Source organism: Aquibacillus salsiterrae (assembly GCF_028416595.1).
Taxonomy (GTDB): domain Bacteria; phylum Bacillota; class Bacilli; order Bacillales; family Amphibacillaceae; genus Aquibacillus_A; species Aquibacillus_A salsiterrae.
Window position 1 is genome coordinate 278967 of sequence record NZ_JAMQKC010000003.1, and the last position, 14227, is coordinate 293193.

Below are 14227 nucleotides of genomic sequence, written 5' to 3' on the forward strand. Positions count from 1 at the left end.
AGCCTAAGGCAAGCTTAAGTAGTAAATCTATTCAGAAAAGCGCTGAAGCTAAGACAGCTCTTGGATTTTTTTATACTTTCTTAATCTATGAAAAAAGGGAGTAGTAAATTGTTTAATACAATTTACTACTCCCTAAAGGATTATCTTCTTCTGTTTCTATTTCGTAAAAATGTTGGAATATCTAGTGTTTCTTCCTCTTGTTTAACTCTTTGATGAACAGGTTCTCTTACTCCTTCGTCCCGTCGACGCTCACTAGTTGTTGTTTGTTGCTGCTGACTAGTATTATTGATTGGTGGACGTTGTTTCGATTGAGAAGCTTTTAATTGAGCCTCATCAAAACCGGTAGCAATCACAGTAACAACAATTTCGTCTTTTAAATCTTCGTTAATGACAGAACCGAAAATTACGTTAACCTCTTGGTCCGCAGCAGAAGTAACAATGTCCGCTGCTTCCTGGACTTCATATAAACTTAAATTAGTCCCACCAGTAATATTCATTAATACACCGTGTGCACCATCAATTGAAGTCTCAAGTAACGGGGAAGAAATAGCTTTCTTCGCAGCTTCTGTTGCTCTATTTTCTCCAGTAGCAATACCTATTCCCATTAATGCTGAACCTTTATCAGACATAATGGTCTTTACGTCAGCAAAGTCAACGTTAATTAATCCAGGAACGGCAATCAAATCAGAAATACCTTGAACACCTTGACGAAGAACATTGTCAGCTTCACGGAATGCTTCAAGCATAGGTGTGTTCTTATCAACAATTTCTAATAAACGGTCATTAGGAATAACAATCAGTGTATCGACGCTACCCTTTAGTCCATCAATTCCAGAAACTGCTTGTGTAGAACGTTTTTTACCTTCAAAGGTGAACGGACGAGTGACAACCCCGACGGTTAGTGCCCCAAGTTCTTTAGCAACTTGTGCAATAACAGGAGCTGCTCCTGTTCCGGTTCCTCCTCCCATTCCTGCAGTGACGAAAACCATGTCTGCTCCTTTTAGTACTTCTTCTAATTGTTCTTTACTTTCTTCAGCCGCTTTTCGACCTACTTCAGGATTGGCTCCTGCACCTAGCCCACGCGTCAGTTTGGTTCCAATTTGCATTTTCACTTCTGCCTTAGAAAGATTCAGTGCCTGAGCATCTGTGTTCACTGCGATAAATTCTACGCCTTGTACACCATGCTCGATCATTCGATTTACCGCATTACTACCCCCACCGCCAACACCGATTACTTTAATCGTCGCGAGCTGGTCCATATTCATATCAAACTCTAACATAATTGTTCCTCCTATTTTGCAAGATTACAAGTTTCATTGATGTCGTATCTATCTGTTAGAGAAAGTCCAAAACACGTTTTGAACCTAACCTTTTGGAATGTTAATCAAAGAAATACTTGAAAATATTAGCAATCCCTGATTCTTTCTTCTTATTCGTATTTACTTCTTTTTGCTTAACCTGCCTTTTTGGCTTTTTTACTTGCTCTTCATGATCTTTAAGTGTAACAGATTCTACAATCTCTTTACCTTGTATTTTCGCATTCCGATAAGCAAACTTCAAGATACCAACACCAGAAGTGAATTGTGGCTCCCTAACTCCTATGTAATCTGGCGTCGCAATTCTAACACTTGAGACAAAAAGGTCTTGTGCTAATTCAAGCGTCCCTGGCATGTTAGCACATCCTCCAGTTAATACATAACCACCTGGTAACTCTTGATATCCTATTTTACGTATTTCCCTATCGACGAAAGCAAATATTTCTTCTAATCTTGCTTCAATCATATCAGAAATTTGTAATTGATTAAATGTTTGCTTTTTATTACTTCCAATTATCGATACATCAAATGTTTCTTCTTCTCTTGCATCATCATAGAACGCATGACCATGGTTTAGCTTGATATCCTCTGCTTCCTCAGAAGAGGTTCGAAGCCCGATAGAAAGGTCCTTCGTTATATTGTCTCCACCTAATGTAAGGACGCTTGTGGAAACAAGATGGTCATTCTCAAAAATGGAAATGGTTGTACTACCACCGCCTACATCAATTAGAGCAACACCTAAGTTTTTCTCATCCTTCGACAAAGCAATTGCTCCTGATGCAAGGGGCTGAAGGCAAATGTCTTGTATTTCTAAATTAGCTCTTTCAACACATTTCAACACATTATGTAGCATTGTTTTGGAGCAAGTGATGATTGTTCCTTCCATTTCTAGACGGACTCCAATCATACCTCTTGGGTCATTAATTTCATCTAATCCGTCGACAATAAATTGTTTAGGTACAACATCAACAATTTCTCGCTCCGGCGGGATGGAAACGACTTGAGCAGCATCGATGACTCTTCGAATGTCCTCATTTCCAATTTCCCTATTTTCGCTTGATACAGCGACAACTCCATGACAAGGTTGTAATTGAACATGGTTACCATTTACCCCAACAACCACCCGTTCAATTTTCATATTTACCATTCTCTCAGCTTGCTCAACAGCTGTTTTTATGGATTGAACTGTTTGGTCTATGTCGACGATGGCACCTTTTTTCATCCCATTCGATTTAGCTGTTCCTACTCCTATTATGTTTAGAGAATCATTAAGGATTTCACCGATAATAACTTTTATTTTTGATGTACCTATATCCAGGCTGACTAAAATTTCATTGTTGTTCAAAATAAGGCACCTCCCAATCTTAAGGCATCTGAATAGTACAAATATTAACGAAAAATCGATAGAATTACAATCTATTTTGCATAATATCTAGCTAATTGTAAAATTTACCAACCCACAAAGCGGAAACAAAAATAATCTAACTAACAATATTCGGCATATTCCGACTAATCCCTCTATTTTCTTTCGGTTTTTTACTTTTGTTTTGAATTCTTTTGTTGATCTAAAACGAGCCTGCGAATGATTGCAATATTTTGAAAAAGTCTCACACCGAAAGCGAACACAGCAGCAAGGTAAAGATCAATTCCTAATTGAACACCTATAAAGGCAAGGCATGCAGCTAAACTTATGTTAAAGAAAAAGCCAGACAAAAAAATCCGTTCGTCAAACTTTTTTTCCAAGTGCGCCCTAATCCCACCAAATAAGGTATCGAAGGCCGCCAAAACAGCGATCGATAAATAATCTGAAAATTGTTCTGGAATTGTTATATCTGTCAATAAACCTAAGCTTAAGCCAATTAGTAAAAAAAGTACAGGTAGCCACATTATTGCTCACCCGACATTTCAATTTCATTTACTTCTAGCATCTCTACATTAATCATTCCTTCATATTTGGGTAAAACTAATTTTTGTTTTATGTTAGCAATTAAATCCAAATTTTCGATTGCAAAATAATCTTTTGACTTACTTACTTGTATATAATCCAATAATCGACTTGGGTTTTGTGACAACACCTTTATTTGTACTGGCACTTTTCGAAGGGCATGATTGTTCACATACGTTTCACCATTTACATACCTAATCGGTGTTGTATTGATAATTCTTTCGTTTTCAATTGCTATATCCGTTGCACCATAACTATTTAACTCGTTGACTAGTCTGTGCAATAGTTCTGGTGTTATTGTCGGATAAAGCTGTCCTGCTTCACCATCAAAGAAAATCGGTTTTATTGTAATTAAAACCCCACTACCTGTTATTTCTGTCAAGCCTGCCTTACGCTTTAATTCCTCAATAGAATTTTTTAACGTGGCGATTTGCTCTTCTTGCGTTTTTTCTTGATACTGTTCTATTATTTTTTCTGACTCAGCAATTTGTTGATATAGTTGCTGTTGTTTTTTTTGCTCCACTTGTATTTGCGTACGAACTTCAAATAAATCTCTTGTGTCTCTTTGGGTGGGCTCGTTTACCGATTGAAACTGAATGGCAGCCATTAAACCAACAACTGCACACACCAAAGAAATGATTATGATTTGTCTTCCTTTCAAGCTACATCACCTATCTTAACTTATCCTAGCTTTCATTTCGATGGTATCAACTGGTTCCAATTCAACTTCAACGTTATCACTAACTAACAGGTCAATAACTCCATTTGAAAGTGTCATACTTAACTCTAACACTTCAGGTTCACCAATTGCAGCAATGACAAAAGGGGCAGCGTGTTGTCTACCGTCTACAGAAATAACTGGTCCGACACAAGAAATATAACTATCTTTGTAAAGCCTTTGCCCATTTATCGAAAGAGCTTTTGCGCCTGCACTATTTAGCTCATTTAAAACTAACTGCACATGTCGCTCATGGACGATGTATTGATTTGCATTTGCTTCGGAAGGAATATAGTTTGCATCGCGTAAAGTTACTTTTATTCCTTCCCCTTTTATAGGTAGCTCACCAGTAAACATTTGCAAGTTTTTCTTTGTCTCTACATAATCACGTATAACAGATTTTTGCTGTCCTAACGTTTCTTCAAAACGTTGGATTTCTTGTCGCTTTCTGTCTAGTTCTGCTCGTAATTCTTTATTTTCACCTTCCAAATCAATTAACTGTTGGCGATAAAAGTAGCCTCTTTCCCATGATTGATTAGATAATTGAGTGATTTTTGAATCGTTTTTCGTCTGTTGGTAACTAAAGGATAAGAGAAAGCCAAAAACCAATAACACCAAAGATAAAATAACATGTTTACCCTTCAACTTCATCTTCATTCTCCCCGTCGTTGCCTTGCTTTTCGATGTTTTCATAAGGATCAAACACAGCTCCTCCATCAGCCATGCGGATAACACCTTTTGTACTTCTGTCTAACTGTGCAGAAATGGAAGGATATGCTTTCATTGTATTTGCAAAGTTTCTGATTGATCCATCGACTTCAAAGCCGTCGCTCATAAATAACCAAACCTTGTATGGGTTGCCTTCTGACGGTTGCCAATGAACTTCGGAAATTAAATTAGTAATACTAGAAGGCAATTCAGAAAGTTCTTTTGTCATTTCTTGCAAATAGGTTTGTTTTGTGAAATTGACGAGCAATGGAGCATCTCCAGGCATCGTTTCAAGAGGGTAAGATTTTAATGTTGCACCATTTTCTAATAGTGGATAAAAGTCATTGTCCTCTTGTATGTAGGCAATTCTGCTAAATTCTTCTACAGATATTATTATCGTAGAAGGGAATTTTCTACTGACACTAACCTTTTCAATTTCTAGATGTTTCTTTACTTTACTTTCCACTTCATCTGTATTAACACTGAAATAGTTTTGACTCGTTGATAATCCACTTAAATCAATGATATCTTCTTCGTCAACATAGTTATTCCCACTTACTTCTATAGTATGAACACGACTCAATGGAGACTGAAGATATCCAACCAAACCAATTAAAATGAAAAATAAAGATAAATAAAAGATTAACCTTCTGTTCGCTTTTTTCTTTCTTGCTTGTTTTAGTTTGGGAATCCGGTCTTCTATCGAGACAACTTTTTTCTCGGCCATGCCAATTCTTCCTTTTCTATTTTCAACAGATTAGTCGAAGTATGAAATCTACTCCAGTTATTAAGGGAGTCAGACCCTGTAAAACAAGGAAACGGCATACGAGATGCCGTTTTAATAGTTACAAGAAAATTATATCATATTTTTTGATTATCGTATTGGAAATATAATTATATTTCAAGAAAAACAAAAACGCCAAACTGGTCGTGGCTGACTTTACATGTCGTCCACAACAAACGGATGATATAAATTTCCTAGAAAATAAGAAAAGCACAGGGCGAACGGAGTTAGACAGCTCTTGGATTTTTTTTACTTTCTTATTTGTAAAAAAAAATAGTCCGACTGACCTATGTCAATCGAACTTAAAGAGGTTGAATACGCACTTAAAGTTTTGCATATTTACTAATGTTGAGAACGATACCTATCGAACACAAAATCAAGGTAAGTGAAGACCCTCCATAACTCAAGAATGGCAAGGTAATCCCTGTGACTGGAATTAAACCGATCACAACACTAATGTTAATCATTACTTGCAACGAAATCATCCCAATAATACCTAGTCCTAAAAGACTACCGAATGTATCAGGTGCCGCTAAGGAAACTCGTATTCCTCGCCATAACATTAGTAAAAATAATAGTAACACAAACGTCCCACCAATAAAGCCAAGTTCTTCAGCTAATATGGCAAAGATAAAGTCATTATGTGGTTCTGGTAGGTAAAAGAACTTTTGCAGACTTTGACCAAGTCCCATCCCCATTAATCCACCTGGGCCAATTGCATAGAGGGATTGAATGATCTGGAAACCGTTCCCTAGTGGGTCTTCCCAAGGATTTAAAAATGCTGTAATCCGATTAATCCGATAAGGTGCAGAAATGATTAAACCAAGAAAGCCAATAACTCCAAGTATGCCTAGTCCAACAAAATGGGAGATTTTAGCCCCTGCAACAAATATCATGACCAAACAGGTCAAAACAAGTACCATTCCTGTTCCTAAATCGGGTTGAAGCATAATTAAACCAAAGGCAACAAATACGAGCAATAGTGATGGGAAAAAACCCTTTTTGAATGAGGTGATGTACTTTTGGTTTGAAGCTAAATAAGTCGATAGAAAAATAATTAGACCGAGCTTCATAAATTCCGCAGGTTGAATGCTAAATGCTCCAACACCAATCCAACTTCGTGCCCCACCCCTTACCATACCAATTCCAGGAATAAGAACAGCAATCAATAACAAAAAACAAATGAATAAAATTGGTTTTGCATACCTTTGCCAAGTTAAATATGGGATGTTCATAATAAAAAACATTGCTACAATACCAACAGTTGCAAACAACAACTGTCTTTTTGCAAAGTAAAACGAATCCCCGAATTTATAATCTGCCCAAATAGCTGATGCACTATATACCATTACTACCCCAACGATGAGTAGACCAATAATCGAGATAGTAAGCAGCATATCTGGTGCGTTCTTTGTTCTCTGTTTTGATTTCAAGCAAACAACACCCCTTTTCCTAATACATTGGAATCAGGGCTTTCTTTCGACCTAGATAAGACAAGCCCCTACTCTAATGTATGCACCGCATCAACAAACATGTCTCCTCTTTCTTCAAAAGTTCGATACTGATCCCAACTTGCACATGCTGGAGAAAGGAGGATGACATCTTTTGGTGATGAAAGCTGATACGCTGTTTGTGCTGCTTGTTTAACATTATCGACAGACTCGACAATCTCTATTCCTGCTTTACTTGCTGTTTCTTCAAGCTTATGTGCTGTTTGTCCAAAAACAACCAGCGCCTTCACGTGTTTTAGATATGGGATTAATTCATCAAATGAATTTCCTCTATCAAGACCTCCAGCCAACAAAATGGTTGGTTGTGAAAATGATGCTAGCGCTTTTGATGTAGCCAAAACATTCGTTGCTTTTGAATCATTATAAAACAGGCGACCATTTATATTCTTAACAAATTGCAATCTATGTTTTACCCCAGTAAACGTTGATAACACATGAGCAATTCCTACATTTGTTGCTCCCATTAATTTAGCCGCACACACAGCAGCTAATATGTTTTCTAGATTATGCGTTCCGACTAAGGCTACATCCTTTTGTGCGATAATTTTTTCTTTTCGGAAATATACATAGTCCTGATCACACCAGGCTCCGTCAATAGAAACATTGTTCCTACTAAAGGGGACCTTTGTCGATCTAGCTTGACTAACTAATTCTACAACCCTTTGGTCATCCGCGTTATAGACAATAAAATCGTCGCCATCTTGATTTTGAAATATGTTAGCTTTAGCATTTGCATAATTTTCTAATGTCTTATGATAATCCAAGTGCGCTTCAAATAAATTGAGAAAGACAGCTACCTTTGGCTTAAACGTCTTAATACCCATAAGCTGAAATGAAGATAGCTCAATCACCATCGTTTCGTCTTCTTCAAGGTGTTCTGCTACTTCGGTTGCAACTTTTCCGATGTTACCAGCAATTTTTGCTTGTTTACTACTGCGGAGAAGCATTTCATGAATCAGAGTTGTTGTCGTTGTTTTCCCATTGGAACCTGTAATCCCAATAATTGGATTAGTGATTAAATAGCTAGTCAATTCTACCTCAGTAATAACTGGAATGTTTCGTAGTTCTGCTTCACTTACAATAATATTTTCATAAGGAATTCCAGGATTCTTGACAACTACATCTACTTTATCTAAAAGAGAAGTTGGATGTGCTCCGGTCACAACCTGAACACCTAGTTTATTTAACTGCTGGACAGCTTGATCGGTGTCTTTTGCATGCAAATCGTTCACAATCACTCGTTTTCCGTTGTTTGCTAACAGTTTAGCTGCTGCAGTGCCGCTTTTCGCAAGCCCAAGTACTAATATGCTGTTGTATGGAAAATCTATTAATTTTTTCAATATACCCACACCTCTATATATATGCCTAACGCAGCAAAAATTAAACCAACTAACCAAAACGTACTTACAACTCTCCATTCAGACCAACCCATCAATTCATAATGATGGTGTAAAGGACTCATTTTAAAGACACGCTTACCAGTTGTTTTGAAAGATATCACTTGAATGATAACAGATAGTGTTTCTAAAACGAACACACCACCAATAATAATTAATAAAAACTCTAATTTAGTTAGGATAGCAACGGCTGCTATTGCACCACCTAAAGCTAAAGATCCTGTATCCCCCATAAACACTTTTGCAGGATGGGCATTAAACACTAGGAAACCAAGTAAGGCACCAACAACGGACAGTGAAAAAATCGTTATTTCAAACTGCGGGAAACCATACCAAGCTAAAATCCCAAATGCTCCAAAGGCAATTGCAGCCGTTCCAGCTAATAAACCGTCAAGCCCATCTGTTAAATTGACTGCATTTGAAGCCCCAACTAACATAAAAATAATAAAAGCTGCATACCAATACCCGAGGTCCCACTGTATGCTTGTCCCCGGAATCTGAATATAGGTTGGAAAATCATTCTGACGTAAAATAAAATAAAATACGAGTGCAATAATAATTTGTCCAATCATCTTCTGTGCAGATGTAAGACCAAGATTTCGCTTTAAGGCTACCTTAATAAAGTCATCGAGAAAGCCGAGAACACCATATCCAATGAGTACAAACAACAATAAAAATATTTCAAAACTGATTGGATTCGGGTTGAACTTCCCTGTCATAATAACAGTTGTAACCACGACACTAAAAAGGATCATAACTCCCCCCATTGTAGGGGTACCCATTTTTTTCATGTGGGATTTTGGACCTTCTTCTCGAATACTTTGACCGAATTTCAATCTCCGTAGAAACGGAATAATAATTGGAGAGATAAGGACGGTAATCAAAAAAGCGATTGCCATAGTAACTATTAAGACATATTCATTCATCATTATTTCCTCCTTTAGTACGTAACCGTCCCAAACATTGTTTAACGTAAAGCCTCGACAATAGATTCTAATTTCATTCCACGTGACGCTTTTAATAATACGACGGTTTGTCCATTAAGGATAGATACTAGCTGTGGAATCAACTTTTCCTTGTCATCAAAGTGCATTGATTTTGCTGTTGGAAAAAGCTTGGCAACTTCATCGGAAATAACTTTCGAGTCGGAGCCTATTGTATAAACAACGTCGATATCACTTGAAATTGCATCCACAACAGAACGGTGAAGTTCTTGTGACTGTTGGCCCATTTCAAACATATCACCTAAGACTAACACTTTTTTTTGATAAGAGGTCATTTGTTTAATGATCTCTATCGATGCTTTCATGGAAGTTGGGGATGCGTTATACGCGTCATTTATAATGGTTGCATTATTCTTTCCTTTGATTAATTCAAAACGCATCCCTGTTAACGTAAGTTTATTTAATGCCGATTGGATTTGTTCCTTTGATACGTCTAACTTTTTAGCAATTGCAATAGCAAAAGCTGCATTTTTCACATTATGTTTCCCTAACATATTAAGCTCAAATGAATCGTCATCTAAATGAAAAGAGGACGACGTTGCATTCATCTGATAATTATTAATGAAAAGATCATTATTCTCCTTAAAGCCAATGGTTACTACGTTGTCGTTGCTATGTAATCCTTCTAACAACCTCTCGTCTCCATCAATATACAAAGTGCCTTTTTGATCTAGTCCAGCGACAATTTCTGTTTTTGCCTGTGCAATACCTTCCCGTGAACCTAAAAATTCAATATGGGATTCCCCGATGTTCGTAATAACTGCAAAATTCGGGTTTGCTATTTTGGAAAGTAGCTCAATTTCGCCAAAATGGTTCATTCCCATTTCAACTACTAAGACTTCTGTATCACGTGCCATGGACAAAATCGTTAGCGGTAACCCAATATGGTTATTGTAGTTTCCTTCTGTGCGATAGGTCTTGTATTTCGTTTCTAAAACTGAACCAATAATATCTTTTGTCGTTGTTTTGCCGTTTGATCCTGTTACGCCAATAACGATAGGATTCACTAACCATCGATATCGATGGGCTAGCTGCTGGAGTGCCTGTAAAGTATCCTCGACAAAAAAGACAGGGAATTGTGTTGGCAAAAAGCTTGGGAGCTTTCTGTCCTTTTCCCATAAGATTGCTACTGCTCCATTAGTAAAGGCATCTTTAATAAAATCATGCCCATCAAAAGAGTCACCCTTTAACGGTACAAACAAGGATTTTTTTGTTTTTTCCCTACTATCGGTAGTTACTTGAAGAATTGGTAGATCATCTTCAACAACACCTTTGTGATTAGGAAATAATTTAGTTAAAAAATCTGTAGAAAATAACATAACCTGCTCCTTTATCTTAGCAAAGATAACATAACAATTCTTAATTTTTTCTAGCCTGAATCGCTTCAAGCGCAACTTGCTTGTCATCAAACTCGAATGTATCTTCCCCTATAATTTGGTAGGTTTCATGTCCCTTACCTGCTATTAAAACTACATCCTCATTTTTAGCAAGTTGAATCGATTTAGTTATAGCTTCTTTCCGATTAAGAATTACTTGATAGTTCTCCTTATCTATTCCCTCAACCATATCATTAATAATTTGGTTAGGGTCCTCTGACCTTGGATTATCTGAGGTAAAGATGGCGAGGTCTGCCTGGTCAACAGCAATCTTTGCCATAAGTGGACGCTTTGTTCGGTCCCGGTCACCACCACATCCAACCACAACATATACTTTCCCTTTAACAAAGGAACGAACCGTTGTTAGAACATTTTCTAATGAATCAGGCGTATGAGCGTAATCGACGATCACACCGAAAGGCTGACCCCCGTCAACCGGTTCAAATCGCCCTCTTACACCTTCTGTCTTTTCCAATGCACTTTTTATGACATTAATTGGTACCCCGGCACAAAAAGCCGCAGTAGTTGCAGCAAGCATATTATAGATGCTAAACCTTCCCATTAGTTTACTAGCAACATGCCATTTGTCCCCATTCACATTAATGGTAAAGCGCGAGCCATTCGCATCTAGTATAATGTCTGTAGCAGTTACATTTGCTTTCTTACTATTTATTCCATAAGTAACAACCTGTTGTGCTGTACTTTTTATCAGGTATTGGCTGACAGGGTCATCCTCGTTAATCACAGCAAACTTTGGATATTCTCTATTTATTCCACTTCCAAGCTGAGAAAATAACAAACTTTTTGCATGTAAATAATCTTCCATATTCTTATGGTAATCTAAATGATCTTGGGATAGGTTAGTAAAAATGGCAATGTCAAATTCACAACCATGTGTTCTACCAAGATCAAGTGCGTGAGATGAAACTTCCATAAAAGCAACATTTACTTGATTATCGACCATCTTGCGAAAATTCTTTTGAAGAAATAATGCATCTGGTGTTGTATTTTTAACATCAAACGTCTTTTCCCCGATTTTCATTTGAATAGTACCGATTAATCCGGTTTTCTTTTGATAATGATTAAATATTTCATTTAGTAAATAGGTCACAGTTGTTTTACCATTAGTACCTGTAACACCAAAAAGCTGTAACTTACTCGTTGGGTTATCATAAAAAACGTTCGCAGCAAGAGCAAGAGCTTTTGTTGTACTCCGCACCACAATAACCGGAACAGAAACATCAAGCTCTTTCTCAGCAACAATCGCGACAGCACCACTGTTTATCGCATCCTCAGCAAAAAGGTGCCCATCAACGGTAAAGCCACTTATACAGAAAAACAAATCCCCTGGTTTTACACTTCGAGAATCGATTTCAAGCCCCTTTACCTCAATGTCATCGGTATTACGTTGTTTTGTAAATTTGCCAAAAGCATCAGCTAGTTCACGTAGAATCATATTTTTCCATCCTAACATTAATTGTATTCCAATTTCTAACACTCTAGATTATAACAGAACTTACATGATGTTGTTATGATTCATCATCATTTTTTTCACCAAAATATAACCGGATTTCGCTACCCTCTTCGATCATTTCACCGGCTTTTGGTGCCTGGTCTATAATATAGTCACCTGAACCACTTGCCTCAATAGACAAATTAACTAGATACTTTTGTAAGTCTTTTTTTGTTAATCCTTTTAAATCTGGCACTTCCACTAACGGTTTATCTGGCCACTGATATTCTTTCTCCAACCCGCCGTCGCGTTTTTCAACTCCTAGTGCTCGCAAACTGTCACCAATAATATTTCCAACAATCGGTGCTGCAACGACACCACCAAATTGAAGCGTATTTTTCGGGTTGTCAATCGCTAAATAAACGACGATTTCCGGGTCGTCTGCTGGAGCAAATCCAATAAATGATACAATGTAATTATTGCTCATGTATTTTCCATCTTCACCAACTTTTTGCGCTGTACCTGTTTTACCACCAACACGGTAACCTTCCACATAAGCTCCACGACCGCTACCTTTTGCAACGACACTTTCAAGTGCTTCTCTGATCTCTGCAGAGGTTTCCTCTGAGATGACACGGTCTTTCAAAGTTGGGGTACTCTTTTTGACTACTTCGTTTGTGACTGGGTCAATAAATTCATCCGCTAAATAGGGTTTATACAGATAGCCTCCATTTATAGCTGCAGAAACAGCCATTACTTGTTGGATTGGCGTCACAGAAACCCCCTGGCCAAATGCTGTAGTCGCTAATTCAACCGGACCAACTTGCTCTGGTTTAAAAAGAATTCCGTTTCCTTCCCCATTCAAATCAATACCAGTTTTCTTTCCAAATCCAAAATCGTTGATATACGTAAATAATTTTTCTTTCCCTAATTTCTCACCAAGTTTAACGAAACCTGGGTTACATGAATTTTGCACAACTTCTAAATAGGTTTGTTTACCGTGGCCACCACTCTTCCAACAATGAATCGTAGCACCACCTACCTTAATAGCACCATTATCGGTAAATTCATCCTTGTGCAAATCGACAGCCTGCTCTTCTAATGCCGCAGCTAAAGTAATAATTTTAAACGTTGAACCTGGTTCGTACGTTTTCCAAATTGGCAAATTACGATTGTACACGTCAGGGTCTGCTTCTTGATATTTTTCCGGATTAAAATTTGGTCTTGATGACATTGCCAAAATCCCACCAGTATCTGGGTCTACCGCAATGGCTAGCGCCCCGTCTGGATTATATTTAGATTCAGCTAAGTCTAACTCTCGTTCAATTATTGTTTGAACTTTTGAATCAATCGTTAGCTTTAAATTGTTACCATCCTTTGGTGGAGTATATACATCAGCAATTTTAGGCATTCTTTTACCTTTAGCGTCTGAAAAATAGGAAAGGCTTCCTTGTTCACCATTTAGTAATTCATCATAATAGAGTTCTAATCCCATCAACCCCTGATTATCTATCCCACTAAAACCTAGCACATGGGAAAGGTAGGAACCATTTGGATAGTACCTTTTTGAATCCTTAGCAATGTAAACACCATCCATGCCCAATTCCTGTATAGCGCTCGCCTTTTGTTCTGAAATTTTTCGACCAGCCTTTAATGTAACATCCCGCCTGTTTTGGGTAATTTCATCGTACATCTGATCAACAGGAACATTTAATATTTTCGAAAGATTTTCTGCAACTTTCTGAGGTTCCTTTAGTTGGCGTGGAACGACCATTACGGTTGGAGCAGATACATTATCTGCAAGTATTTCACCGTTCTTATCAAGAATTTTTCCGCGCTCCGGTTCAAATTTAATATCTCTACTCCAGGAAGCTTTCGCCTTTTCCATCAGCTCGTCCCCGATGATAAATTGAACGTAACCTAGCCTTAAATCGATGATGCCGAAAACAACAATTCCTAATAAAAAAACAGTGACTAATCGTTTTCTCATTGTAACATTGGATACTCGTTTCATA

The 14227-nt window shown here is 37.5% G+C and carries 12 protein-coding genes; all 12 read right to left on the reverse strand.

Annotated features, from left to right (window positions below):
• Positions 1–140: 140 nt before the first annotated feature.
• Entirely contained in the window at positions 141–1280 is a 1140-nt protein-coding gene (gene ftsZ / locus NC799_RS06030) for a cell division protein FtsZ (protein WP_272445477.1), read from the reverse strand.
• Positions 1281–1380: 100 nt separating this feature from the next.
• Entirely contained in the window at positions 1381–2661 is a 1281-nt protein-coding gene (ftsA, locus tag NC799_RS06035; RefSeq protein ID WP_272445478.1) for a cell division protein FtsA, read from the reverse strand.
• A gap of 191 nt (positions 2662–2852) precedes the next feature.
• Positions 2853–3203: a small basic family protein gene (locus NC799_RS06040; RefSeq protein ID WP_272445479.1), complete on the reverse strand. Its 351-nt coding sequence runs from the start codon at positions 3201–3203 to the stop codon at positions 2853–2855.
• A complete protein-coding gene (locus NC799_RS06045) occupies positions 3203–3922 on the reverse strand; it encodes a DUF881 domain-containing protein (protein ID WP_272445480.1) in 720 nt (239 codons plus the stop codon). Before NC799_RS06045 ends, NC799_RS06040 begins: the two co-directional genes overlap by 1 nt.
• 15 nt (positions 3923–3937) lie before the next feature.
• Positions 3938–4630, reverse strand: a complete 693-nt coding sequence (locus NC799_RS06050) for a DUF881 domain-containing protein (RefSeq protein WP_272445481.1) — start codon at positions 4628–4630, stop codon at positions 3938–3940.
• Complete coding sequence (locus NC799_RS06055) at positions 4614–5414, reverse strand: cell division protein FtsQ/DivIB (protein ID WP_272445482.1); 801 nt, start codon at positions 5412–5414, stop codon at positions 4614–4616. Before NC799_RS06055 ends, NC799_RS06050 begins: the two co-directional genes overlap by 17 nt.
• 380 nt (positions 5415–5794) lie before the next feature.
• Positions 5795–6868 carry a stage V sporulation protein E gene (gene spoVE / locus NC799_RS06060; protein ID WP_272445598.1) on the reverse strand — a complete coding sequence of 358 codons (1074 nt, stop codon included), beginning with the start codon at positions 6866–6868 and terminating at the stop codon, positions 5795–5797.
• Positions 6869–6972: 104 nt separating this feature from the next.
• Positions 6973–8322, reverse strand: a complete 1350-nt coding sequence (gene murD / locus NC799_RS06065) for a UDP-N-acetylmuramoyl-L-alanine--D-glutamate ligase (protein ID WP_272445483.1) — start codon at positions 8320–8322, stop codon at positions 6973–6975.
• On the reverse strand, positions 8319–9305 hold the full coding sequence (gene mraY, locus NC799_RS06070) for a phospho-N-acetylmuramoyl-pentapeptide-transferase (RefSeq protein WP_272445484.1): 987 nt from the start codon (positions 9303–9305) through the stop codon (positions 8319–8321). The genes murD and mraY overlap by 4 nt, the downstream gene beginning before the upstream one ends.
• A gap of 41 nt (positions 9306–9346) precedes the next feature.
• A complete protein-coding gene (locus NC799_RS06075) occupies positions 9347–10702 on the reverse strand; it encodes a UDP-N-acetylmuramoyl-tripeptide--D-alanyl-D-alanine ligase (RefSeq protein ID WP_272445485.1) in 1356 nt (451 codons plus the stop codon).
• A gap of 40 nt (positions 10703–10742) precedes the next feature.
• Positions 10743–12215 carry a UDP-N-acetylmuramoyl-L-alanyl-D-glutamate--2,6-diaminopimelate ligase gene (locus NC799_RS06080; protein ID WP_272445486.1) on the reverse strand — a complete coding sequence of 491 codons (1473 nt, stop codon included), beginning with the start codon at positions 12213–12215 and terminating at the stop codon, positions 10743–10745.
• A gap of 73 nt (positions 12216–12288) precedes the next feature.
• A complete protein-coding gene (locus NC799_RS06085) occupies positions 12289–14226 on the reverse strand; it encodes a stage V sporulation protein D (protein WP_272445487.1) in 1938 nt (645 codons plus the stop codon).
• Position 14227: the final 1 nt, after the last annotated feature.

Excerpts from the sequence above, each read along its gene's own strand:
- NC799_RS06055 (WP_272445482.1), bottom strand. The coding sequence starts at position 5,414 with ATGGCCGAGAAAAAAGTTGTCTCGATAGAAGACCGGATTCCCAAACTA.
- NC799_RS06050 (WP_272445481.1), bottom strand. The coding sequence starts at position 4,630 with ATGAAGTTGAAGGGTAAACATGTTATTTTATCTTTGGTGTTATTGGTT.
- ftsZ (WP_272445477.1), bottom strand. The coding sequence starts at position 1,280 with ATGTTAGAGTTTGATATGAATATGGACCAGCTCGCGACGATTAAAGTA.
- NC799_RS06040 (WP_272445479.1), bottom strand. The coding sequence starts at position 3,203 with ATGTGGCTACCTGTACTTTTTTTACTAATTGGCTTAAGCTTAGGTTTA.
- NC799_RS06080 (WP_272445486.1), bottom strand. The coding sequence starts at position 12,215 with ATGATTCTACGTGAACTAGCTGATGCTTTTGGCAAATTTACAAAACAA.
- spoVE (WP_272445598.1), bottom strand. The coding sequence starts at position 6,868 with ATGCTGCTTACTATCTCGATTATTGGTCTACTCATCGTTGGGGTAGTA.
- NC799_RS06075 (WP_272445485.1), bottom strand. The coding sequence starts at position 10,702 with ATGTTATTTTCTACAGATTTTTTAACTAAATTATTTCCTAATCACAAA.
- mraY (WP_272445484.1), bottom strand. The coding sequence starts at position 9,305 with ATGAATGAATATGTCTTAATAGTTACTATGGCAATCGCTTTTTTGATT.
- NC799_RS06085 (WP_272445487.1), bottom strand. The coding sequence starts at position 14,226 with ATGAAACGAGTATCCAATGTTACAATGAGAAAACGATTAGTCACTGTT.